Consider the following 21,951-nt stretch of genomic DNA (forward strand, 5'->3'; position numbering starts at 1 on the left):
CCGACGCTACTCCCGGCCCCACGACGACTCTGCGAGCGGCCCGGAAACGACGAATGCCGGGCTGTACAACCCGGCATTCGTCGCGCGCGTGCGCGCCTATCTGGTTTTCAGCTGGTCAGCCGCGGCGGCCACAGACCGGCCATGCTCCGATGCCCTGCGAGTGCAGGACGTTCTCAGCCACGCGGATCTGCTCCTCGCGGCTGGCGCCGGCCGGCGAGCCCGAGCCACCGTTAGCACGCCAGGTGCCGGAGGTGAACTGCAGGCCACCGGCGTATCCATTGCCGGTGCTGATCGACCAATTACCACCGGACTCACACTGGGCGATCGCGTCCCAGTTGACGCTGTACGCCTTCACCGGGGCGGGCGCGGGAGGCTGATCGACGGGCGGGGCGTCCGGGGCCGGCGGGTTGGGGTCGAAACCCACGAACTCGGGGGCCGGCGGCGCGTCGGCCGGCGGCGCGTCGGCAGGCGGGGCGTCGACGGGCGGAGCGTCCGGGGCCGGCGGGTTCGGGTCGAACCCCGCGTTCTCCGCAGCCGGCGCGTCGGGGGCCGGCAGACCCGGGTCGAAACCGGGAGCGACACTGGGGTCCACGCCCTGGACATCCGCATGAGCGATGCCGGTGGTCGGCACGGTCACGAGTGTCCCGGTAATCGCGGCGACAATGAGCGTCTTGCGGACGTTCTTCAACACTATTCCTTTCGTTGCGCGCGCGCTGAAGACAGCCCACCGAGGTGGGTTGGGTGTTGCTTGATGCGTCAGGGGACGCTGAGATCGCTTCAGGGCGTGCCGTCTCGTTTCGGCACGACAGCGGAGGGCCTGATCTGCCCGGCGCGGCTGCTGGCCGACGCCTGCGGGGCGGCTCCCCGTCCAGGGCCCGTCTCCCGCTCCGCTCACACGCGGCTGCGTGGATTCAATTGTGGTAACTACCTTTAGCTGCCCTCTTTTCGGGCTAGAAGGACCGTACGATAACGATTTGGATTCGTCACCTCGCGCGAACGGGAATCTCGTTCTGATAACGAGCCGATCACGACGCGGCGTAGTAATGGTTGCCGCAGGTCAGACGAGCGTTTCAGGCCGGCCTCGATCGAGTGCGACGTCAAACTTTCCGTGAGCCGAATCACGCACAAATTGTGAACTGGGACACCGACTTCGCTATGTGACGCGCGAACAACAACGTGCGGCAGTACGACGGGACGTGACGCGGCCCACATGCGCTAAACTCGCTGCCGGCAAGGCGGTTTCAAATAATTCGGTGCGCCTCAGGCGCCAGTGCTGTCGAAATACGCACCATTGCAACGGCCTGCAAAGATTGCCGCGCGCGATCCCGCCCAATTTGGTAACAACAGCGATTTGTGCACCAATTGCGCTTATGGACAAGGAGTTTCACGCACGATTACCAGGGGTGAACTCTTGTCCGGGCAGATCTCAGGAGGCGCGGCTAGCGCAAGTCGTGCCTGAAAAGCGTGGTGAAGCCGAATCTTTTTCGGCACGAAAGCACACCCGGGCCCGACGGTCGGGAAATGCGGACTGCGTACGCCGCGGATGCAAGTATCAATCGCTGCCGCATCCGTAGGCAAAAACCGCAATGACTTTGCCGGTATCGACGAAATGACCAATCGGCCGGTTAGCGACCGGGGCGAACCGGAGCCCGCAGATCGTCCACTGTATTGATATTGGCCAGCGCCCCCGTGTCCGTCAGCACGATCTGCTGAGAATCCGACGCGTCGATCAGGTCGCTCATCTTGCGCGCACCGGCGGCTACCAGGTCGTCGATGCGGGCAGCCAGATCCGTGCGATATACGGCGGCCAGGTAGTGACTGCGGCCGTCCCAGGGCATGACCACCTCGGCGTTGGTCTCAACGGCAAGACGGAAGAGTTCATCGATCAAATCCACTGTGAGCGAGGGCATATCGACCGCAGCCACGAATGCATAGCGCGCCCCGGCCGCCGCGGCCGCCCGCAGTCCGCGCCCGGTCGCCGGCAGCGGACCCAGCCCGCGCACTTCGTCGCGCAGGACGGTAACCGGCAGCGCGGGCAGCGGTTGTCCCGGCGCCGCCATCACATACACCGGTGAACAACGTTGGGAGACAACGTCGACCACCCGCTCCACCATCGTGCCCGTACCGCCGGGCACCGGCAGGGTGGCCTTGTCCCGGCCCATCCGCCGGGATTCGCCGCCGGCGACGATGACGCCGGCCAGTGAAACGTCCTCAGCCACTAGCCACCTCAGTCCACGGTCCAGGTATCACGCCCGCGCAGCAGCGACTGCAACGCGGCTTGATCCGATGGGATCGAATTTCGGGCGGACTCTACCTGTGAGCGGGCGGCGTCATCGTAGGTGGGTCGGCTGATGTCGCGGAAGATACCCATCACCATGTGGTCGAGGTTCTGATCCGACAACCGGGACAGCGCGAACGCGTACGCCGAATCGTCGGTGTGCGCGTCGTGCACCACTATCTCCTCTTGGGCCACGTCGGCGGTCTTGGCGACGTCCAGACCGAAACCGGATTTCACCACGCAGTACTCGCCGTTGGCCCCGAAAACAATCGGTTCTCCTTGTCGGACTTTGATCACCCGCTCTTCGGCGCCCTCCTTGCGGAGCGCGTCGAACGAGCCGTCGTTGAAGATCGGGCAGTCCTGCATGATCTCGACCAGCGCGGCACCGCGATGCTGCGCTGCGGCCCGCAGTACTTCCGTCAGTCCGGCACGATCTGAATCCAGCGCGCGGCCAACGAAAGTCGCTTCGGCGCCCAGTGCCAGCGATACCGGATTGAACGGGTGGTCGAGCGAGCCCATCGGCGTCGACTTGGTGACCTTGCCGATCTCCGACGTCGGCGAGTACTGGCCCTTGGTGAGTCCGTAAATTCGGTTGTTGAACAACAAGATGGTGATATTCACGTTGCGGCGCAGCGCGTGAATCAGATGGTTGCCCCCGATCGACAACGCATCGCCGTCGCCGGTGACCACCCACACGGACAAGTCCTCGCGCGCCAGCGCCAGCCCCGTGGCGATGGCCGGTGCCCGACCGTGAATCGAGTGGAATCCGTATGTCTCCAGGTAGTAAGGGAACCGGCTGGAGCAGCCGATACCACTGATGAACACGATATTCTCGCGACGCAGACCGAGTTCGGGCAAGAAGTTGCGGATGGTGTTGAGGATGACGTAGTCGCCGCATCCCGGGCACCAGCGCACCTCCTGGTCGCTGGTGAAGTCCTTGCCCTTCTGCGGCTGGTCTTCAACAGACAGCGTGGGCACGCCGTCGTTCTTTGTCGACTTGGGAGTTACACCAAGGTCGCTGCCGATCGGGCTAGTCATTGGCGCCGCTCCTCCTCACTGTGCCTCGCCTCACGCGCTGACCCCCGCTTCCACGGTGGCTGCCGACAGTCTGGCGATGATCGTCTTGTCCTGCTCCAGCTCGGTCAGTCTCCCGGCCAGCGCCGCCCGGATGAACCGTCCTATCTCGTCTGCCAGGAACGACACACCCTTGACCTTCGTGACCGATTTGACGTCGACGAGGTACTTGGCGCGCAACAACATCGCCAGCTGGCCCATGTTCATCTCCGGACAGACCACTTTGGGGTAGCGGTGCAGGACATCGCCCAGATTCGCCGGGAACGGGCTCAAGTGACGCAAGTGGGCATGCGCTACCTTGGTGCCCCTGCGGCGCGCACGCCGACATGCTTCGCCGATTGGTCCGTAGGAACTGCCCCATCCGAGCAGCAACAGTTCGGCGTCACCGGTGGGGTCGTCGACTTCGAGGTCCGGAACGCTGATGCCGTCGATCTTGGCTTTGCGTATCCGAACCATCAGATCGTGGTTGGTGGGGTCATAGGAGATGTCGCCGGAGCCGTTTGCCGCTTCCAGGCCTCCGATGCGGTGTTCGAGACCCGCGGTACCCGGCACCGCGAACTGCCGCGCGAGGGTGTCCTTGTGCCGGGCATAGGGCTCGAAGGGTTCACCCGGTTTGGCAAAGATGTGCTTGATCGGCTTGAGCGAGCTGACGTCTGGAATGGCCCACGGCTCGGAGCCGTTGGCGATGGCGCCGTCGGACAGCACGATCACCGGGGTGTGGTACGACACCGCGATCCGCACCGCCTCCAGCGCCGTGTCGAAGCAGTCAGCGGGAGACCGCGGCGCCAATACCGCCACCGGTGACTCGCCGTTTCGCCCGAACAGCGCCTGCAGCAGGTCGGCCTGCTCGGTCTTGGTGGGCAGACCGGTGGACGGTCCGCCGCGTTGGACATCGACGACGATCAGCGGCAGTTCGGTCATCACCGCCAGACCCATAGCCTCAGACTTCAGCGAGATACCCGGACCCGACGTGCTGGTGACGCCGAGTGCGCCGCCGTAGGACGCCCCGATGGCGGCGCAGATTCCGCCGATCTCGTCCTCGGCCTGGAAGGTGATGACGTTGAAGTTCTTGTGCTTGGACAACTCGTGCAGGATGTCCGAGGCCGGGGTGATGGGATAGCTGCCGAGAACCACCTGCTTGTTGGCGAGTTGGCCGGCTGCGACGATGCCGTACGCGAGTGCGGTGTTACCGGAGATCTGCCGGTATTCGCCGGCGGGTAGCGAGGCCTTGGACACTTCGTACGTGGTGCCGAAGGCCTCGGTGGTCTCGCCGTAATTCCATCCCGCTTTCAGCGCCAGCACGTTGGCCTCGGCGACGTCGGGCTTGCGCGCGAACTTCTCCCTGATGAAGGTCTCGCTGGTCTGGACCGGCCGCCCGTACATCCACGACAGCAGGCCGAGGGCGAACATGTTCTTGGCGCGCTGCCCGTCCTTCTTCGTCGCGCCGATTGCTTCGACGGCTCCCAGGGTGAGCGTGGTCATCGGCACCGCGTGTACGACGTATTCCTCGAGCTCGTCGGACTCGAGTGGGTTGGTCACATAACCGACTTTGGTGAGATTGCGCTTGGTGAATTCGTCGGAATTCGCAATCACCATTCCGCCGCGCGGGAGGTCACCGATATTGGCTTTCAGCGCAGCGGGGTTCATGGCGACCAGCACGTCGGGCCGGTCGCCGGCGGTCAGGATGTCGTAGTCGGCGATCTGGATCTGGAAGGACGAAACGCCGGGCAATGTGCCGGCGGGAGCGCGGATCTCAGCCGGATAGTTGGGCTGGGTGGCCAGGTCGTTGCCGAAAAGCGCCGCCTCCGAAGTGAATCGGTCACCGGTCAGCTGCATGCCGTCGCCGGAGTCACCCGCGAATCGGATGACGACATTTTCCAAGCGCTGCCGAGTGGACCCGTTCTGAGACTCTTCCCCGGCGCCGTTGCCGTTCGGATTCACGTCTCCGCCTTCCAACTTGGTATCCGGGCAGGCACACCACTTCACTCCAGGTTACGCGCGCCGGAGTGCCGTCTCCGCTGTCACGTTTGATGTCACTGGCGGTACCGATTATGACACTTCTTCAAGGGTGTACACCCGTCCTGACATGCTGGTTACCGGCGAGTACGCAGGCAAAAGCCGATGTCAGGGTGACGGTGGCGGCAAGCATCGGCAAAACTGTGGTATTGGTCACTTTGTCGGGGCGTCAGCGCGGAGAGCCCGTTTCCGGCATTGCGATCAGATGCAGGGCGAAGCCCACACCGGCGAACACCCCCAGCGACAGGAACTGTCACGTCGGCTTCGCGGATTGAAATGAAGGGCTAGGCGCTCTTGTCGCGACGCTCGGAGCGGGACGGCTTGCGAGGCACGATCGTAGGCAGCACGTTGTCCTGCACCGTCTCCTTGGTGACGACCACCTTGGCGACGTCGTCCCGGCTCGGGATGTCGTACATCACCGGTAGCAGGACTTCCTCCATGATGGCGCGCAGGCCACGGGCGCCGGTTCCGCGGTGGATCGCTTGGTCGGCGATCGCATCGAGTGCATCGTCAGTGAACTCGAGCTCCACCCCGTCCATCTCGAACAGCCGGGTGTACTGCTTGACCAGCGCGTTCTTCGGCTCCGACAGGATTTTGACCAGCGACTCCTTATCGAGGTTGGTCACCGAGGCGACCACCGGAAGACGCCCGATGAACTCCGGAATCAACCCGAACTTGATCAAGTCCTCGGGCATCACTTCGGCGAAGTGGTCGGTGGTGTCGATCTCGGCCTTGGAGCGCACCTCGGCGCCGAAGCCCAGACCGCGCTTGCCGACCCGCTCGTAGATGATCTTTTCCAGACCGGCGAACGCCCCCGCCACGATGAACAGCACGTTGGTGGTGTCGATCTGAATGAACTCCTGGTGCGGGTGTTTGCGACCACCCTGCGGCGGAACCGAGGCCTGGGTGCCTTCCAGGATCTTCAGCAGTGCCTGCTGCACACCTTCACCGGACACATCACGCGTGATCGAGGGGTTCTCGCTCTTGCGGGCGATCTTGTCGACCTCGTCAATGTAGATGATGCCCGTCTCGGCGCGCTTGACGTCGTAGTCCGCGGCCTGGATGAGCTTGAGCAAAATGTTCTCGACGTCCTCACCGACGTAGCCGGCCTCGGTCAGCGCGGTGGCGTCTGCGATGGCGAACGGCACGTTGAGCATCTTGGCCAGCGTCTGCGCGAGGTAGGTCTTGCCGCAGCCGGTGGGTCCCAACATCAGGATGTTGGACTTCGTCAGCTCGACCGGCTCGTACCGGGAGTCGCGGCCCTTCTCGCCCGCCTGGATCCGCTTGTAGTGGTTGTACACGGCGACGGCCAGCGTCCGCTTGGCGGTGTCCTGCCCGATGACGTAGCCCTCGAGGAAGTCTCGGATCTCGATGGGCTTGGGCAGTTCGTCGAGCTTCACATCGTCCGCGTCGGCGAGCTCTTCTTCGATGATCTCGTTGCAGAGGTCGATGCACTCATCGCAGATGTACACACCGGGGCCCGCAATGAGTTTCTTGACTTGCTTCTGGCTCTTCCCGCAGAACGAGCACTTAAGCAGGTCACCGCCGTCTCCGATGCGCGCCATGATGCCTCAGGGCCTACTTCCTGTGTCGCCGTTCGTCTTGCTTGCCGCGTGTCTTCCACGACGCTACCCGTTTGTTCCGGCCTGTCGCGACCGTTAACGCCGAATAGCTTCCTTGGTATTCGCTCGTTTTCACTCGGGTGGCGCTTCTGGTGTGAATGAACATATCGCCCGACCACGCCCGCCACTCGTCGAGACGCGCATTACGTGTCTCTGGCGTGTCGCGGTCGTTACACCAACGACGCCCCAACCCTACCGTGAGCTGTCCCGCGGGCAGACGCGAAATCGCCCCGGAACCCGGGTTCCGGGGCGATTTCGCGTCTGGTCGGCGGATTCACGCGCGCCGTCAGGCGTTCTGGGCGGAGAGCTTCCGGTACTCCAAAACGGTGTCGATGATGCCGTAGTCCTTGGCTTCTTCGGCCGTGAGGATTTTGTCCCGGTCGGTGTCCTTGCGGATCGTCGCGGCATCTTTGCCGGTGTGGCGGGCCAGCGTGGTCTCCATCAGGGTCCGCATCCGCTCGATCTCGGCGGCCTGAATCTCCAGGTCGGAGAACTGCCCCTGGATCACGCCCGAGAGCGACGGCTGGTGGATCAGCACCCGCGCGTTCGGCAGCGCCATGCGCTTGCCGGGGGTGCCGGCGGCCAGCAGCACCGCGGCGGCCGAGGCCGCCTGACCGAGGCACACGGTCTGGATGTCGGCCCGCACGTACTGCATGGTGTCGTAGATAGCCATCAGCGAAGTGAAGCCGCCGCCCGGCGAGTTGATGTACATGGTGATGTCGCGGTCGGGATCCAGCGACTCCAGCACCAGTAGCTGCGCCATGATGTCGTTGGCCGATGCGTCGTCGACCTGGACACCGAGGAAGATGATGCGCTCCTCGAACAGCTTGTTGTACGGGTTGGATTCCTTGACCCCGAAACTGGAGTGCTCGATGAACGACGGGAGGATGTAGCGCGCCCGCGGTTGGGTCTGAGGATGCAGAGGATTCATCGGGCTTCTCCGTTGGTGATGTGGGCGGCGCGAGTGATGATGTGGTCGACGAAGCCGTACTCAAGGGCTTCCGGCGCGGTGAACCAGCGGTCGCGGTCGGAGTCCGCTTCGATGCGCTCGATGGGCTGGCCGGTGAACTCGGCGTTGAGCCGGAACATCTCTTTCTTGATGACGGCGAACTGCTCGGCCTGGATGGCGATGTCGGCCGCACTACCTGTAACCCCGCCCAGCGGCTGGTGCATCAGTATGCGGGCGTGCGGCAGCGCGTAGCGCTTGCCCTTGGTGCCCGCCGCCAGCAGGAACTCCCCCATCGAGGCGGCCATGCCCATGGCGTAGGTCGCGATGTCGCAGGGCGCCAGCACCATGGTGTCGTAGATGGCCATCCCGGCGCTGATCGATCCGCCCGGGGAGTTGATGTAGAGGTTGATGTCTTTGTCCGCATCCTCGGCGGCGAGCAGCAGAATCTGCGCACACAACCGGTTGGCGACTTCGTCGTTCACCTCCGAGCCCAGGAAGATGATGCGCTCGGAAAGCAAGCGCTCATAGACGGAGTCGGTGAGGTTGAGACCCAACGAGTTCGAACGCATGTCAGTCACGACTGAGTTACCTGCTTTCTCGTGTTCCTTATTGCACCGACACTAACCAACCCGACCCACCGTTTGACCCCCTGAAACGGGCGCGTTCGCTCACAGCGTCATGCGGTGGGTTCATCGGCCGTGTCGGCCTCTTCTGTTTCGGTTTCTGATTCGGTGTTCGACGCCACGGGTTCGGCAGGCTCGTCATGGTCATGCTCGTGCTCATGCTCGTGCTCATGCTCGTGCTCGTGCTCGTGCTCGTGCTCGTGCTCGTGCTCGTGCTCATGGTCATCGTCATGGTCCGCGTGCCGCTTACCGAAGAACTCACTGGTGTCGACGGCGTTGCCGTCGGTGTCGATAACCGTCGCCTTCTCGATCACCGCGGCGACGGCCAATCCGCGCCGCACGTCAGCGAACATGGCCGCGAGCTGGTTGTTCTCCTGCAGGTAGGCGAATAGCTGCTGGGGTTCGATGCCGTACTGCCGCGACGTCATCACGAGCCGCTCGGTGAGGTCTTCCTGTCCGACCTGGACGTCCAGCTGGTCGGCGATGGCGTCGAGTAGCAGCTGACGCTTGACGTTGTTCTCAGCGGCCAGGCGCGCCTCGGCGTCGAACTCCGCGCGCGAGGAGCCCTGTTGTTCGAGCACCTCGTTGAACTTGGCCTGGTCCTGATTGAGACCGCTCATCGCCGCCTGCAGCGTCTCGTCGACCTGCGACCGCACGATGGCATCCGGCACCGGCACGTCCACCTGCTCGAGCAGGGCATCCAGCGCGGCGTTGCGGACCTGGTCGGCCTGCTGAGCGCGCTTGGTGTTGCGCACCTGCTCGCGGAGGCTGGCCCGCAGCTCGTCGATGGTGTCGAACTCGCTGGCGAGCTGCGCGAACTCGTCGTCGGGCTCAGGCAGTTCGCGTTCCTTGATCGACTTGACCGTGACAGTGACCTCGGCGTCCTGCCCGGCGTGTTCGCCGGTGGCCAGCTTGGCGGTGAACACCTTGGACTCGTCGACCGCCAACCCGACGAGCGCGTCGTCCAGACCCGCGATCAGCCTGCCGGAGCCCACCTCGTGGGACAGGCCTTCGGCAGCGGCGTTCGGCACCTCTTCACCGTCGACCGTCGCCGAGAGGTCGATCGAGACGAAGTCGCCGGTTTGCACCGGCCGGTCCACCCCGGTCAGGGTGCCGAACCGGGCGCGCAGGGACTGCAGTTCGGCGTCCACTTCGTCGTCGGTGACCTCGACGGGGTCGACCGAGACGGTTAGTGCGTCCAGATCGGGAATCTCCAGCTTGGGGCGGACGTCGACCTCAGCGAAGAATTGCAGCTCCTCACCGTATTCCTTATGGGTCACCTGGATATTGGGCCGGCCGATCGGTTGCACGTCGGACTCGGTGAGCGCCTGCCCGTACCGGCTGGGCACGGCGTCCTCGATGACCTGGTCCAGTAGCGCCTCGCGTCCGAACCGCGCCTCGAGCAGGCGCGCCGGCGCCTTGCCGGGGCGGAAGCCGGGCAGCCGAATCTGCTTGGCCAGCTCCTTGTACGCCCGCTGAAAATCCGGTTCGAGTTCTGGGAACGGCACCTCCACGTTGATGCGAACCCGGGTGGGGCTCAACTGCGTCACGGTGCTCTTCACGGCGTGCTCCTCAGTATGTCGTTTACTGCGTTCGGCGATGCACTGGCGTGCTGGTCGGGGTGACAGGATTTGAACCTGCGGCCTTCCGCTCCCAAAGCGGATGCGCTACCAAGCTGCGCTACACCCCGCGCTGACCACGCGATCCTACGGCCCGGCAGCGCCGGGCCCGCAGAGACCTCCGGGGACCTGACAGTTCACGGAGCGGTCACATGACTGCATCGATTAGATTTGATCTCCGCCACCACGTACAGTCTCGGTCGACTAACACTTGCGGGCGTAGCTCAATGGTAGAGCCCTAGTCTTCCAAACTAGCTACGCGGGTTCGATTCCCGTCGCCCGCTCTGAGCTCACGCTCTGCTCGATCAGAAAGGCGCCATGAGCGACGGCAAAAGCGTCAGCGTTCACGGCTTGTGCGCGTCGGACTTCGCCGAAGTGCGCGACGCGTTCGAGCGCAATTTCGTACTGCGCGAAGAAGTAGGCGCAGCGGTCGCCGTCTGGGTTGACGGAGATCTCGTCGTCAATCTGTGGGGCGGTCACGCCGACGCCGCCGCCACCCGCCCCTGGCGAGAAGACACCCTTACCACGGTGCTGTCCGGCACCAAGGGCCTGACGTCCACGTGTATCCACCAGCTCGCCGACCGTGGTGAGCTGGACCTGCACGCGCCGATCTCCCGGTACTGGCCCGAGTTCGGGCAAGCCGGTAAAGAAGCCATCACCCTGGCCATGGTGATGAGTCACCGATCCGGGGTGATCGGCCCCCGCACCCGGTTGACCACCGAACAACTCTGCGACTGGGACTACGTCTGTGGGCAACTGGCCATCGCCGAGCCCTGGTGGGAGCCGGGCACCGCGCAGGGCTATCACATGACCACCTTCGGCTTCATCCTCGGCGAGGTGTTGCGGCGGGTCACCGGCCGCACCGTCGGCCAGTACCTGCGCACCGAGATCGCGGGTCCTCTCGGCGCCGAGGTGCACATCGGACTGACTGCGAGTGAGCAACTCCGCTGCGCCGAGCGGGTGAACAAACCGACCGGGCGGCAGCTGCTGGCCGAACTACAGGCTCCCAGCGATCCGACGAGCCTCGACGAGCATCCCAAGGCCGGGATGGCGATCTCGATGGGATTTCTGGCCGACGACGATCTCGACACCGAGAACCTGCACCTGTGGCGCCAGTTGGAGTTCCCGGGCACAAACGCGCAGGTGTCCGCATTGGGGATGGCGACGTTCTACAACGCGCTGGCCCAGGAGAAGCTGCTCAGCCGTGAACACATGGAACAGGTCCGGGTGTGCCAGGGGGGTTTCGAGCCCGACCTGGTGCTCGGACCGCGAGTCGCCGACCATGGCTGGGGTCTTGGCTACATGCTCAATCAGCGCTGCATCAACGGACCTAACCCACACATCTTCGGACACGGCGGGCTGGGCGGCTCGTTCGCGTTCGTCGACCTGGAACACCGGATCGGTTATAGCTACGTGTCGAACCGCTTCGACGCGAGTAAGGCCAACGCCGACCCGCGCAGTGTCGCCCTGAGCAACGAGGTGTACCGGGCGCTCGGCGTCCCGGTCGACTGACCGGTACCAACCTCGCGCCGGGAGTGAATCTCGCGCCGGTGTCCCGGCGTGTCGGGCGCGCAATTCACCCTCGGCGTCAGGTGCGGGACTGTCAGGTCTGACAGCTCGGGCACCAGAACACATTGCGGCCTTCCAACACCGCCGTGCGGACGGTTTCCCCGCATACCCGGCACGGATCGCCGGCGCGGCGGTACACATATGTGCGCGGGCGCCCCGGCGCGTACGACGGTGCGCCGTGGTCGTGTTCGGGACGAACGACCACGATCTTGCCGCGCCTTAATCCGACCTTCATCAGGGCCACCAGATCGGTCCACGCGGCGGCGAACTCCGTTTCGGAGATCTTCCGCCCAGGCCGGTACGGGTCGATGTGGTGGCGGAACAGTAGCTCGCTGCGGTAGACGTTGCCGACTCCCGCCATCACGCTCTGGTCCATCAACAACGCGCCAATCGGCCTGCGCGACTTAGAGATTCGAGCCCAAGGCCAGGCCGGGTCGGCGTCGGCGCGCAACGGGTCGGGCCCCAGCCGGGCGACGACGTCGTCGACCTGACTGACGTCGATGAGCTCGCATACCGTCGGGCCACGCAGGTCGGTGCCGTACTCGGCTCCGATCATGCGCATCCGCACCTGGCCAACCGGTTCCGGGACCGGGTCGGATCGTTCCCACTCGGCGAAGGTGCCGTAGAGCCCGAGATGCACGTGCACCACCGCGCCGCCCTCGTAGTGATGGAAGAGGTGCTTACCCCACGCGGTGGCGCGCCGCAGCACCAAACCGTCCACGGCGGCGGCATCGCTGAAGCGGCCCTGCGGGCTGGAAACCGCCACCGGTGCGCCGGCGAAACGCTTCTGATGTAGCCGGGCCAGCCGGTGCAGGGTGTGGCCTTCAGGCACTGGCTCTCAGTTCTGCGCGCCGGGCACCGGGGGCGCCTGATGGGTGCGTTCGAATTCGGCGAGGATGTCGATACGACGTTGGTGGCGTTCGGCTTTCGACCACGGCGTGGCCAGGAAGGCGTCGACGATGGCCAGCGCCTCCTCAAGGGTGTGCATCCGGCCGCCGATACCGATCAGCTGCGCGTTGTTGTGTTCGCGGGCCAACGACGCGGTCTGCACGCTCCAGGCCAGGGCGCACCGCGCGCCGGGCACCTTGTTCGCCGCGATCTGTTCACCGTTGCCGGAGCCGCCCAGCACGATGCCCAGGCTGTCCGGGTCGGCGACGGTCCGCTCAGCCGCGGCGATGCAGAAGGCCGGGTAGTCGTCCTCGGGGTCGTAGGCGAAAGCACCGCAGTCGATCGGCTCGTGCCCGGTGTTGTTCAGGTGCTCGATGATCTTTTGCTTGAGCTCGTAGCCGGCGTGATCGGCACCCAGGTAGACGCGCATGCCGGACATTGTGCATCAGAGCGGGCGGCGCCCCCGCACTGCCTGGTGCCGAAAGTGAACCACGCGACGCACGTGCGGCGTGTCGCGTCGCACGGTTCACAGTCGAGCTACTAGTCGTACTGAGGCGGCTCGGTGCGGGTCCGCTTGAGCTCGAAGAAGTGCGGGTAGGACGCAAATGTCACCGAGGCGTCCCACAATTTGCCGGCTTCCTCCCCGCGCGGAATCTTCGAGATCACCGGTCCGAAGAACGCCACTCCGTTGACGTGGATGGTCGGGGTGCCGACGTCAGGACCCACCGCGTCCATTCCGGCGTGGTGGCTCTTGCGCAACGCCTCGTCGTAATCGGTGCTGGTTGCAGCGTCGGCGAGTTCGGCGGGCAGGCCGGCGTCGGCCAGCGCCAGTTTGACGACCTCGTCGAGATCCTTGTTGCCCTCGTTGTGAATCCGCGTGCCCATCGCGGTGTACAGCGGGTCGAGCACCTTGGCGCCGTGGGCCTGCTCGGCGGCGATCGCCACCCGCACCGGGCCCCACGCCTTGGCCATCATCTCCTTGTACTGCTCGGGCAGCCCTTCGCGGTCCTCGTTGAGCACCGCCAGGCTCATCACGTGAAAGTTGACCTCGACGTCGCGGACCTTTTCCACTTCGAGAATCCAGCGCGAGGTGATCCAGCACCACGGACACAGTGGGTCGAACCAGAAATCGGCTCTGTTCTTCGAGGGGGCGTTCTCCGGCATTTCTGCGGTCCTCTCCTAGACGGCGGGACGGGACGGTCCGCTCACACACAACCGTAGCCGCGCTCAGACTGTTCCCGCCGCGCCGAGCGTCCCGACGTGGCGGCCGATATGTTGGAGCGCGTGGCCCTTCCCAACCTCACCCGGGACCAGGCGGTCGAACGCGCCGCACTGATCACCGTGCACAGCTACCAGATCAATCTCGACGTCACCGACGGGTCGGGCGCGCCAGGCGAGCGCACCTTCCGCTCCACCACGACCGTGGTGTTCGACGCGCTCGCCGGTGCGGACACCTACATCGACATCGCCGCGGACACCATCCGCAGCGCCAGCCTCAATGGTCAGGATCTCGACGTCTCCGGCTACGACGAATCGACCGGGATCCCCCTGCAGGGACTGGCCGACCGCAATGTCGTCGTCATCGACGCCGACTGCCGCTACTCGAACACCGGCGAAGGATTGCACCGCTTCGTCGACCCGGTCGACGACGAGACCTACCTGTATTCGCAGTTCGAAACCGCGGACGCCAAGCGGATGTTCGCGTGCTTCGACCAGCCGGACCTCAAGGCGACGTTCGATCTCAAGGTGACCGCTCCGGCGCACTGGAAGGTGGTGTCCAACGGCGCTTCGGTGAGCGTCGAAAACGGGGTGCACACCTTCGCCACCACGCCGCGGATGAGCACCTACCTGGTGGCGTTGATTGCCGGCCCCTACGCCGTGTGGAACGACACCTACCGCGACGAACACGGCGAGATCCCACTGGGCATCTACTGCCGGAACTCGCTGGCGCCTTACATGGACGCCGAGCGGTTGTTCACCGAGACGAAACAGGGATTCAGCTTCTACCACAACAACTTCGGCTTGCCGTATGCATTCGGCAAGTACGACCAGCTGTTCGTGCCCGAATTCAACGCCGGCGCAATGGAAAACGCCGGTGCGGTCACGTTCCTCGAGGATTATGTCTTCCGCAGCAAGGTTACTCGGGCCTCCTACGAGCGGCGCGCCGAGACGGTGCTGCACGAGATGGCGCACATGTGGTTCGGCGATCTGGTCACCATGACATGGTGGGATGACCTGTGGCTCAACGAATCCTTCGCCACCTTCGCCTCGGTGCTGTGCCAGGCGGAGTCGACCGAATACACCGAGGCGTGGACCACGTTTGCGACTGTGGAGAAGTCATGGGCCTATCGGCAGGACCAGATGCCCTCGACCCACCCGATCGCCGCGGACATCCCCGACCTGCATGCAGTGGAGGTGAACTTCGACGGGATCACCTACGCCAAGGGCGCTTCGGTGCTCAAGCAACTGGTCGCCTACGTGGGCCTGGACCAGTTCCTGGCCGGGCTGCGGGACTACTTCCGCACTCACGCATTCGGTAACGCCACGTTCAGCGACCTGCTCTCCGCCCTGGAGAAGGCGTCGGGCCGCGACCTGTCGAACTGGGGCCAGCAGTGGCTGAAAACCACCGGGCTCAACACCCTGCGCGCGCATTTCGACGTCGACGGGGACGGCAAGTTCACCCGCTTCGCGGTGACGCAGAGCGGTGCGGCACCCGGTGCGGGCGAGACCAGGGTGCACCGGATCGCCGTCGGTATCTACGATGACGACGGGTCCGGCAAGCTGGTCCGGGTCCACCGCGAAGAGCTGGACGTCGAGAGCCCAAACACCGATGTTCCTGCGCTGGTTGATGTTTCGCGTGGCAAGCTGATCCTTGTCAACGATGACGACCTGACCTACTGCTCGTTGCGCCTGGACCCGGAGTCGCTACGTACGGCGCTGGATCGCATCGCCGACATCGCCGAGCCGCTGCCCCGTTCCCTGGTGTGGTCGGCCGCTTGGGAGATGACGCGCGAGGCCGAACTGCGCGCCCGCGACTTCGTGGCGCTGGTGTCCGGTGGCATCCTGGCCGAGACCGAAGTGACGGTGCTGCAGCGACTGCTGCTGCAGGCGCAGACGGCGGTCGGTTCTTATGCCGAGCCGGGCTGGGCGCGCGAGCAGGGCTGGCCGCAGTTCGCCGACGGGCTGCTGGAACTGGCGCGCGGCGCCGAGCCCGGATCGGATCATCAACTCGCCTTCGTCAATGCGTTGTGCTCGTCGGTATTGTCACCGCGGCACGTGGAGGTGCTCTCGGCGCTGCTCGACGGTGATCCCGCCGAGCAGGGACTGACCGGCCTCGACGTCGACACCGACCTGCGCTGGCGGGTCGTGATCGCGCTGGCGGCCGCCGGCGCGATCGACGCCGATGGGCCGGAGTCGCCGCGCATCGACGCCGAGGCGCAACAGGACCGCACCGCCGCGGGCAAGCGGCACGCCGCCCAGGCGTCCGCTGCACGACCTCAACTCGGAGTCAAGGAGAACGCGTTCACCACGGTGGTCGAGGACGACACCCTGGCCAATGCGATGGGGCGCGCCATCATCGCGGGTATCGGAGCGCCGGGGCAAGGGGAGCTGCTCAAGCCGTTCACCGAACGGTACTTCGCGGCGATCCCCGGTGTCTGGGAACGCCGGTCCAGTGAAGTGGCACAATCGGTGGTCATCGGCTTGTACCCCTACTGGGACATCACCGAAGAGGCCATCGCGGCGGCCGACACGTTCCTGGCCGACCCCGAGGTGCCGCCGTCGCTGCGCCGACTCGTCCTGGAGGGGCAGGCCGCGGTGAAGCGGTCATTACGCGCCCGCACGTTCGACGCTCAGCAGTAGCCGCCGTCGCGCAGGCCGGCCGCCAGCTCCAGCCGGTTGATCTTGCGAAAGACCAACTCGCGCACCATCTCCCAGCCGTAGGACCGGAGCATGCCAACGTAGCCCAGCGCGGCCCACTGCGCGGAGTGCCGCTCCTCGTGGTGCAGCAGCCGGTCCAGATCGAGCGTTCCGCGCGACTGGATGATGTCGCGAAGCAGCGCGGCGGGGTCGGCGACCCGGCCGGAGTTGACCATGAAGATGTCACCCCAGGTGGTCCCGCGCCGCTGGCTGAACAGTCGCTGAAGCCAGTTGCCTCCCGATCCCATCAGGATGCCGTGCGGAGTGGTGACCAGACGACCACCGTTGCGGTGGACGAACCTCACATCGCGGTCGTAGCTCCAGGCGTTGGCATGCTGACGGTCCATGATCCGCAACACCTCGGTGGCGGAGTAAGGCGTTTCGGCAAAATCGGCGTTGGTGCCGTAGTCGGTGCCCGCGTTGAGGACATAGGTCAGCAGCACCGCCATCCGAGCGTAGGCCCCGCTGGCCCCCGCGGGGATCAGAAAGTACGACTTACCGTGCCGGTCGGTGATCTCCTCACACCGCTGCAGCAGATCCAGCGAGTAGACGAGACCCGTTCCCGCGACGTCGACGACGACGCGCGGCTCAACTGACCGGCGTGCGGCGTTGTCCAGCCACCTGCTGACGTAGCCCGTCGGCGGCGGGCCGGTCAGTAGATCCGCCCGACGCAGCGCACTCTCGTAACGACCCGTCGTCACGTAGCACGCAACCCCCAGGCCGCGTCGAGCGTGAACTCAGGGCGAAAAGCTGCCCGAAACTTCGCCGTGGCTGCACGTTCGGCGCGCGGCGACTCGGCGCGTCGATCGGCTCCCACTACGCCGGCGAGATCCCCGAGCTGAGTACCCGGATGGCGCTGACCAGGCCGTCGATCAGGTGACCCTGCTCGAAAGCCGAGGAGGCAGCGGCCACTCCGAGCGGTGCGGCCGACTCGGCGCCACGCCCCCGCACCCCGGCCCCGTAGACCACCTCGATCGCACTCTGATTAGGCGATACGGCAAGCAGCACCGCGTTGTTCGGCGTCGGGACCTTCGCCAGAATCTCGCGGGCCCGCGCCGCAGTGTCGGCGCCCAGGTCCCCCAGATACACGGCGAACCGCGCCTTGGACGCCCGCGATGCATACTTCAGCGCGTCGTCCACGGCGACGAGGTCGTTGATCGGGAACGGGTAGTGCACCGAGAGTTCACCGGGCTCGGTGACCCCCGAGACCCGTCCACTGGTTGTGAGAACCCAGCCCCTGGGCAGGTCCGCGGGGTCGACTGTCGCTACTTCACCACGTGCCACTTGCGCCACCTCCAACAGTGAACTCCGATCCGTGACCGTGACCGTGACCGCCGACCGCCTCATCGGTTGCGGCCCACAGGATGGGCTCGTGGGTCCACTTCTGTGACAGGTCGTAGGTCGCCGGGTGCGGGCTCTTGCGGGTCAGGAAGATTAGCCCGAAGACGATCGCCAGCCCGAACGGGATGCCGATAAAGATGAGGTGAATCTCCATCATGCTCACGACGCAAACCGTATCCCACGACAGCCTCAACCGGCGCAGGTAGCACCCAATAATTCAGGCCGCGCCCTCACCGAGGTATCGCGCCCACGACGGGTCCAGCTCCTTGACCGTGGACAGCAGCCGCCAGTGCTGTCCGGTCGGCGGCACCGGCGTGCGCCGCAGGACCCACCCGAGCTCGGTGAGCAGCTTGTCCCCTTTGCGGTGATTGCATGTCGAGCAACACGCGACGCAGTTCTCCCATGAGTGGTCACCGCCCCGACTGCGTGGCACTACATGGTCGACGGTGTCGGCTTTGGCCCCGCAATAGGCGCAGCAGAAGCGATCACGGTGCATGAGCGCGGCCCGGGTCATCGGGACGCGGGCCCGGTAGGGCACCCGCACGTAAGACCGCAGCTGTATCACCGACGGAACGGCGATCGACCGGGTCGCGGAGTGGATGAAGGTCCCCGTCGGGTCGTCGTGCACCACGTCGGCCTTGCCGCAGATCACCATCACGATGGCGCGCCGCATCGGCAAAGCGGTGAGCGGCTCGTAGGTGGAGTTCAGCAGCAGCACCCGCCGGCGACTCCAGATCGATGCGGTCTCCGAGCGGTTGGGGGGATGGGTGTCAACGCTGTGCAGGCACGACGCGGTCGCAGGGCCGGGTCCGTTTGCCGCGGCACCGGAACTGCGGTGGCTGCGGCGTTTACTGCGCTGCGCCATAAATCCTCCGCCGACAGTCCACCACGATTCTCTGCCGATCGCACGCCAATTGCGTCAGCCACGCCGTGTCAATCCGGTGAACACCCGGAGGGATCGCGGCCCGGTGCGCGGGTGGACCACAATGGAGTGCGATGGATCAAACACCGGAATCTTTCTACGATGCCGTGGGCGGCGCCGAGACCTTCGCGGCGATCGTGAGCCGCTTCTACGAGCAGGTCGCCGAGGACGAGATACTGCGTCCCCTGTATCCCGAGGAGGACCTCAGCGGCGCCGAGGAACGGCTGCGGATGTTCCTCGAGCAGTACTGGGGCGGCCCGCGGACCTATTCGGACCGCCGCGGCCATCCCCGGCTGCGGATGCGGCACATGCCGTTCCGGATCACCCCCATCGAGCGGGATGCCTGGCTGCGATGCATGCACACCGCGGTCGCCTCGGTCGATTCCCAGACGCTGGACGACGAGCATCGCCGTCAGTTGCTGCAGTACCTGGAAATGGCGGCCCATTCCCTCGTCAACTCGGCCTTCTGATGGGCGGCGGAAACGATCTGTGGTGGCAGTCCGCGGTCTTCTACCAGGTGTATCCGCGCTCGTTCGCCGACAGCGACGGGGATGGCGTCGGCGACCTCGACGGCGTGGCCGACCACCTGGACCACCTGGAACGGCTTGGCGTGGACGGGATCTGGCTGAATCCGGTCACTGTCTCACCGATGGCCGACCACGGCTACGACGTCGCCGACCCGCGCGACATCGACCCGTTGTTCGGAGGGACCGCCGCTTTCGAGCGGCTGATCACTGCGGCGCACGCGCGCGGCATCAGGGTGACCATGGACGTGGTGCCCAACCACTCCAGCTCCCAGCACCCGTGGTTTCAGGACGCGCTGGCGGCCGGGCCGGGCAGCGCCGAGCGCGACCGCTATTTCTTCCGCGACGGCCGCGGGCCCGACGGGGAACTGCCGCCCAACAACTGGGAGTCGGTGTTCGGCGGCCCGGCCTGGACCCGGGTCATCGAAGCGGACGGCAAGCCCGGCCAGTGGTACCTGCACCTGTTCGACGCCGAACAACCCGATCTCAACTGGGAGAACCCGGAGATTTTCGACGACTTCGAGGACACACTGCGGTTCTGGCTGGAACGCGGAGTGGACGGGTTCCGCATCGACGTCGCGCACGGCATGGCCAAGCCGCCGGGCCTGCCGGACGCCCCCGAGGCCAACGTCGAGATACTGCGCCACCGCGATGACGATCCGCGATTCAACAGGCCGCACGTGCACGCGATCCACCGCGACATCCGCGCGGTGATGGACGACTACCCCGCGGCGGTCACCGTCGGTGAGGTGTGGGTGCACGACAACGCCCAATGGGCCGAATACGTGCGCCCCGACGAATTGCACCTCGGCTTCAATTTCCGGCTCACCCGCACTGAATTCGACGCCGCGGAGATCCGCGAGGCCGTCCAGAACTCACTGGAGGCCGCGGCGCTGGAGCAGGCGACACCGACCTGGACCCTGTCCAACCACGACGTGGGGCGTGAAGTCACCCGGTACGGCGGCGGCGAGATCGGGCTGCGCCGGGCGAAGGCGATGCTGATGCTGATGCTCGCACTGCCTGGTGCGGTGTTCATCTACAACGGCGAAGAACTGGGTCTGCCCGACGTCGATCTGCCCGACGAGGTGCTGCAGGATCCGACGTGGGAACGCTCGGGACACACCGAGCGCGGCCGCGACCGGTGCCGGGTTCCGTTGCCCTGGTCGGGGGAAGCTCCCCCCTTCGGGTTCTCCGCCAACCCCGACACGTGGTTGCCGATGCCGGCGGACTGGGTATCGCTGACGGTGGAAAGGCAATCGGCGGATCCCGATTCCACCTTGTCGTTCTTTCGTACCGCCCTCGGATTGCGCAAGAGCCGCACCGAATTCAGCGGCGCGGAAATCCACTGGCGGCCGGCATCCGATGACGTGCTGATGTTCACCCGCCGCGGCGGAGTGACGTGCGTACTGAATGCCGGCACGCGCCCGGTCGCGCTGCCGCCGGGAGAGCTGATCCTGAGCAGCGCGCCGCTGGTTGGTCGCGGGCTACCGGCCGACAGCGCCGCCTGGCTGGCGTAGCCGGCCGTTTCGCTTTTGGTCACCGCCTGCTCTATATGTGATGCATGGCGCCCTACGCATGGACAGTGGTCGGAGCGGGACCCGCGGGCATTGCCGCCGTCGGACGGCTGCTCGATCACGGAATCCCCGACGACAAGATCGCCTGGATCGATCCCGCCTTCAGCGCGGGTGACCTGGGCGGCAAATGGCGGTCGGTGTCGAGCAATACCATTGCGGGGACCTTCCTGGAATACCTCAACGGCTCCAAGGCCTTTCGATTTTCCGAGGCGCCGGCGTTGCCGCTGCACGAGGTCGATCCGGACGAGACGTGCGCCCTGGCCCTGGTCGCCGATCCATTGTTGTGGATCACTGGACAGCTGCGCGAACGGGTGCATACCGTTCAGACGACGGCAACGACCCTGAACTTGGCGCAACGACGCTGGCGGATCGAGACCGCACTCGGTGACGTGGAATCGCAGAACGTGGTTCTCGCGGTCGGCGCCGTTCCGAAAAGTCTGTCCTACCCGCATCTCCGGGAGATTCCGGTCGACGTGGCACTCGACCCCGAACAGCTCGCGCAGCAGCCGTTGCAGGGGGCCACCGTCGCCGTCTTCGGCTCCTCGCACTCAACGATGATCGTGCTGCCGCACCTGTTACGGCTGCCTGTCGCGAAGGTGCTCAACTTCTACCGCAGTCCGCTCAAATACGCTGTCTACCTGGATGATTGGATTCTGTTCGACGACACCGGGCTCAAAGGCCGGGCAGCGCGGTGGGCGCGGGAGAACATCGACGGCGTTTATCCGGACCGCTTGGAACGGTACTGGGTCTGCGGTCCCGAGTTCGACGCGAAACTGCGGGAGTGCGACCACGCTGTCTACACCGTCGGCTTCGAGCCCAGAACGCTGCCCGCCACCCCGCAATGGGGACCGCTGCATTACAACCCGCAGAACGGCATCATCGCGCCAGGCCTGTTCGGGCTCGGCATCGCATTTCCCGAATACGCCGAAGACCCCTACGGTTACGGTCAGCACCGGGTGGGTCTCAAGAAGTTCATGGATTACCTGAACTCCGTGCTGCCGCTGTGGATGGTTTACGGCGCGTAGAACTCGAGA

20 protein-coding genes and 2 tRNA genes are annotated in these 21,951 nt (G+C 65.4%); 6 read left to right on the top strand and 16 right to left on the bottom strand.

What is annotated here, in order from left to right; all coding sequences use genetic code 11:
- Nucleotides 1-115: 115 nt before the first annotated feature.
- From ACX9NE_RS06190 to ACX9NE_RS06230, 9 genes are all read right to left on the bottom strand, one after another.
- Entirely contained in the window at nucleotides 116-688 is a 573-nt protein-coding gene (locus tag ACX9NE_RS06190) for a transglycosylase family protein (RefSeq protein ID WP_459360682.1), read from the bottom strand.
- Between the two features lie 937 nt (nucleotides 689-1,625).
- The gene (mobA, locus tag ACX9NE_RS06195; RefSeq protein ID WP_459360861.1) at nucleotides 1,626-2,231 is read right to left on the bottom strand and encodes a molybdenum cofactor guanylyltransferase; all 606 of its coding nucleotides are present in this window, start codon (nucleotides 2,229-2,231) and stop codon (nucleotides 1,626-1,628) included.
- Nucleotides 2,228-3,316, bottom strand: coding sequence for a 2-oxoacid:ferredoxin oxidoreductase subunit beta (locus ACX9NE_RS06200; protein ID WP_459360681.1), 1,089 nt, complete (start codon nucleotides 3,314-3,316; stop codon nucleotides 2,228-2,230). Before ACX9NE_RS06200 ends, mobA begins: the two co-directional genes overlap by 4 nt.
- A 30-nt stretch (nucleotides 3,317-3,346) precedes the next feature.
- Nucleotides 3,347-5,293 (bottom strand): 2-oxoacid:acceptor oxidoreductase subunit alpha, encoded by a 1,947-nt coding sequence (locus tag ACX9NE_RS06205; RefSeq protein ID WP_459360680.1) that lies wholly within the window; start codon nucleotides 5,291-5,293, stop codon nucleotides 3,347-3,349.
- A gap of 359 nt (nucleotides 5,294-5,652) precedes the next feature.
- Nucleotides 5,653-6,933 (bottom strand): ATP-dependent Clp protease ATP-binding subunit ClpX, encoded by a 1,281-nt coding sequence (gene clpX / locus ACX9NE_RS06210; RefSeq protein WP_459360679.1) that lies wholly within the window; start codon nucleotides 6,931-6,933, stop codon nucleotides 5,653-5,655.
- Nucleotides 6,934-7,276: 343 nt separating this feature from the next.
- Nucleotides 7,277-7,921, bottom strand: coding sequence for an ATP-dependent CLP protease proteolytic subunit ClpP2 (gene clpP2 / locus ACX9NE_RS06215; RefSeq protein ID WP_459360678.1), 645 nt, complete (start codon nucleotides 7,919-7,921; stop codon nucleotides 7,277-7,279).
- Nucleotides 7,918-8,517, bottom strand: a complete 600-nt coding sequence (gene clpP1, locus ACX9NE_RS06220) for an ATP-dependent CLP protease proteolytic subunit ClpP1 (protein WP_459360677.1) — start codon at nucleotides 8,515-8,517, stop codon at nucleotides 7,918-7,920. The genes clpP2 and clpP1 overlap by 4 nt, the downstream gene beginning before the upstream one ends.
- Nucleotides 8,518-8,615: 98 nt before the next feature.
- Nucleotides 8,616-10,124 (bottom strand): trigger factor, encoded by a 1,509-nt coding sequence (gene tig, locus ACX9NE_RS06225; RefSeq protein WP_459360676.1) that lies wholly within the window; start codon nucleotides 10,122-10,124, stop codon nucleotides 8,616-8,618.
- Nucleotides 10,125-10,175: 51 nt separating this feature from the next.
- Nucleotides 10,176-10,252 (bottom strand) — tRNA-Pro (locus ACX9NE_RS06230).
- A gap of 142 nt (nucleotides 10,253-10,394) precedes the next feature.
- Here ACX9NE_RS06230 and ACX9NE_RS06235 point away from each other — a divergent pair.
- Nucleotides 10,395-10,465 (top strand) — tRNA-Gly (locus ACX9NE_RS06235).
- Nucleotides 10,466-10,499: 34 nt separating this feature from the next.
- On the top strand, nucleotides 10,500-11,693 hold the full coding sequence (locus tag ACX9NE_RS06240; RefSeq protein WP_459360675.1) for a serine hydrolase domain-containing protein: 1,194 nt from the start codon (nucleotides 10,500-10,502) through the stop codon (nucleotides 11,691-11,693).
- Nucleotides 11,694-11,784: 91 nt separating this feature from the next.
- Here ACX9NE_RS06240 and ACX9NE_RS06245 read toward each other — a convergent pair whose 3' ends face one another.
- The 3 genes from ACX9NE_RS06245 to ACX9NE_RS06255 all read right to left on the bottom strand — a co-directional run bounded on the left by ACX9NE_RS06245 (nucleotide 11,785) and on the right by ACX9NE_RS06255 (nucleotide 13,802).
- Nucleotides 11,785-12,582, bottom strand: a complete 798-nt coding sequence (locus ACX9NE_RS06245) for an Fpg/Nei family DNA glycosylase (protein ID WP_459360674.1) — start codon at nucleotides 12,580-12,582, stop codon at nucleotides 11,785-11,787.
- Nucleotides 12,583-12,588: 6 nt separating this feature from the next.
- Nucleotides 12,589-13,068, bottom strand: a complete 480-nt coding sequence (locus ACX9NE_RS06250; protein WP_459360673.1) for a ribose-5-phosphate isomerase — start codon at nucleotides 13,066-13,068, stop codon at nucleotides 12,589-12,591.
- Between the two features lie 110 nt (nucleotides 13,069-13,178).
- The gene (locus tag ACX9NE_RS06255; protein WP_459360672.1) at nucleotides 13,179-13,802 is read right to left on the bottom strand and encodes an Rv2466c family mycothiol-dependent reductase; all 624 of its coding nucleotides are present in this window, start codon (nucleotides 13,800-13,802) and stop codon (nucleotides 13,179-13,181) included.
- Nucleotides 13,803-13,922: 120 nt separating this feature from the next.
- Between ACX9NE_RS06255 and pepN the strand changes: the two genes are divergently transcribed.
- Nucleotides 13,923-16,499: an aminopeptidase N gene (gene pepN, locus ACX9NE_RS06260; protein ID WP_459360671.1), complete on the top strand. Its 2,577-nt coding sequence runs from the start codon at nucleotides 13,923-13,925 to the stop codon at nucleotides 16,497-16,499.
- Here pepN and ACX9NE_RS06265 read toward each other — a convergent pair.
- From ACX9NE_RS06265 to ACX9NE_RS06280, 4 genes are all read right to left on the bottom strand, one after another.
- Nucleotides 16,490-17,212 (bottom strand): hypothetical protein, encoded by a 723-nt coding sequence (locus ACX9NE_RS06265; protein WP_459360860.1) that lies wholly within the window; start codon nucleotides 17,210-17,212, stop codon nucleotides 16,490-16,492. The genes pepN and ACX9NE_RS06265 overlap by 10 nt on opposite strands.
- 160 nt (nucleotides 17,213-17,372) lie before the next feature.
- Nucleotides 17,373-17,840, bottom strand: a complete 468-nt coding sequence (locus ACX9NE_RS06270) for a DUF5130 domain-containing protein (RefSeq protein WP_459360670.1) — start codon at nucleotides 17,838-17,840, stop codon at nucleotides 17,373-17,375.
- Complete coding sequence (gene ctaJ, locus ACX9NE_RS06275; RefSeq protein WP_459360859.1) at nucleotides 17,827-18,051, bottom strand: aa3-type cytochrome oxidase subunit CtaJ; 225 nt, start codon at nucleotides 18,049-18,051, stop codon at nucleotides 17,827-17,829. Before ctaJ ends, ACX9NE_RS06270 begins: the two co-directional genes overlap by 14 nt.
- 63 nt (nucleotides 18,052-18,114) lie before the next feature.
- Complete coding sequence (locus ACX9NE_RS06280) at nucleotides 18,115-18,762, bottom strand: HNH endonuclease (protein ID WP_459360669.1); 648 nt, start codon at nucleotides 18,760-18,762, stop codon at nucleotides 18,115-18,117.
- A gap of 131 nt (nucleotides 18,763-18,893) precedes the next feature.
- Here ACX9NE_RS06280 and ACX9NE_RS06285 point away from each other — a divergent pair, with 131 nt between their 5' ends.
- The 3 genes from ACX9NE_RS06285 to ACX9NE_RS06295 all read left to right on the top strand — a co-directional run bounded on the left by ACX9NE_RS06285 (nucleotide 18,894) and on the right by ACX9NE_RS06295 (nucleotide 21,942).
- Entirely contained in the window at nucleotides 18,894-19,289 is a 396-nt protein-coding gene (locus ACX9NE_RS06285) for a globin (RefSeq protein WP_459360668.1), read from the top strand.
- The gene (locus ACX9NE_RS06290) at nucleotides 19,289-20,860 is read left to right on the top strand and encodes a glycoside hydrolase family 13 protein (RefSeq protein ID WP_459360667.1); all 1,572 of its coding nucleotides are present in this window, start codon (nucleotides 19,289-19,291) and stop codon (nucleotides 20,858-20,860) included. Before ACX9NE_RS06285 ends, ACX9NE_RS06290 begins: the two co-directional genes overlap by 1 nt.
- A gap of 65 nt (nucleotides 20,861-20,925) precedes the next feature.
- Nucleotides 20,926-21,942 carry an NAD(P)/FAD-dependent oxidoreductase gene (locus ACX9NE_RS06295; RefSeq protein WP_459360858.1) on the top strand — a complete coding sequence of 339 codons (1,017 nt, stop codon included), beginning with the start codon at nucleotides 20,926-20,928 and terminating at the stop codon, nucleotides 21,940-21,942.
- Nucleotides 21,943-21,951 lie beyond the last annotated feature (9 nt).

Source organism: Mycobacterium sp. ML4, from assembly GCF_054515735.1.

Coding starts and splice junctions, on each gene's coding strand:
- ACX9NE_RS06200 (WP_459360681.1), bottom strand. CDS start 3,316: ATGACTAGCCCGATCGGCAGCGACCTTGGTGTAACTCCCAAGTCGACA.
- clpX (WP_459360679.1), bottom strand. CDS start 6,933: ATGGCGCGCATCGGAGACGGCGGTGACCTGCTTAAGTGCTCGTTCTGC.
- clpP2 (WP_459360678.1), bottom strand. CDS start 7,921: ATGAATCCTCTGCATCCTCAGACCCAACCGCGGGCGCGCTACATCCTC.
- ACX9NE_RS06240 (WP_459360675.1), top strand. CDS start 10,500: ATGAGCGACGGCAAAAGCGTCAGCGTTCACGGCTTGTGCGCGTCGGAC.
- ACX9NE_RS06250 (WP_459360673.1), bottom strand. CDS start 13,068: ATGCGCGTCTACCTGGGTGCCGATCACGCCGGCTACGAGCTCAAGCAA.
- ACX9NE_RS06255 (WP_459360672.1), bottom strand. CDS start 13,802: ATGCCGGAGAACGCCCCCTCGAAGAACAGAGCCGATTTCTGGTTCGAC.
- ctaJ (WP_459360859.1), bottom strand. CDS start 18,051: ATGGAGATTCACCTCATCTTTATCGGCATCCCGTTCGGGCTGGCGATC.
- ACX9NE_RS06280 (WP_459360669.1), bottom strand. CDS start 18,762: ATGGCGCAGCGCAGTAAACGCCGCAGCCACCGCAGTTCCGGTGCCGCG.
- ACX9NE_RS06285 (WP_459360668.1), top strand. CDS start 18,894: ATGGATCAAACACCGGAATCTTTCTACGATGCCGTGGGCGGCGCCGAG.
- ACX9NE_RS06290 (WP_459360667.1), top strand. CDS start 19,289: ATGGGCGGCGGAAACGATCTGTGGTGGCAGTCCGCGGTCTTCTACCAG.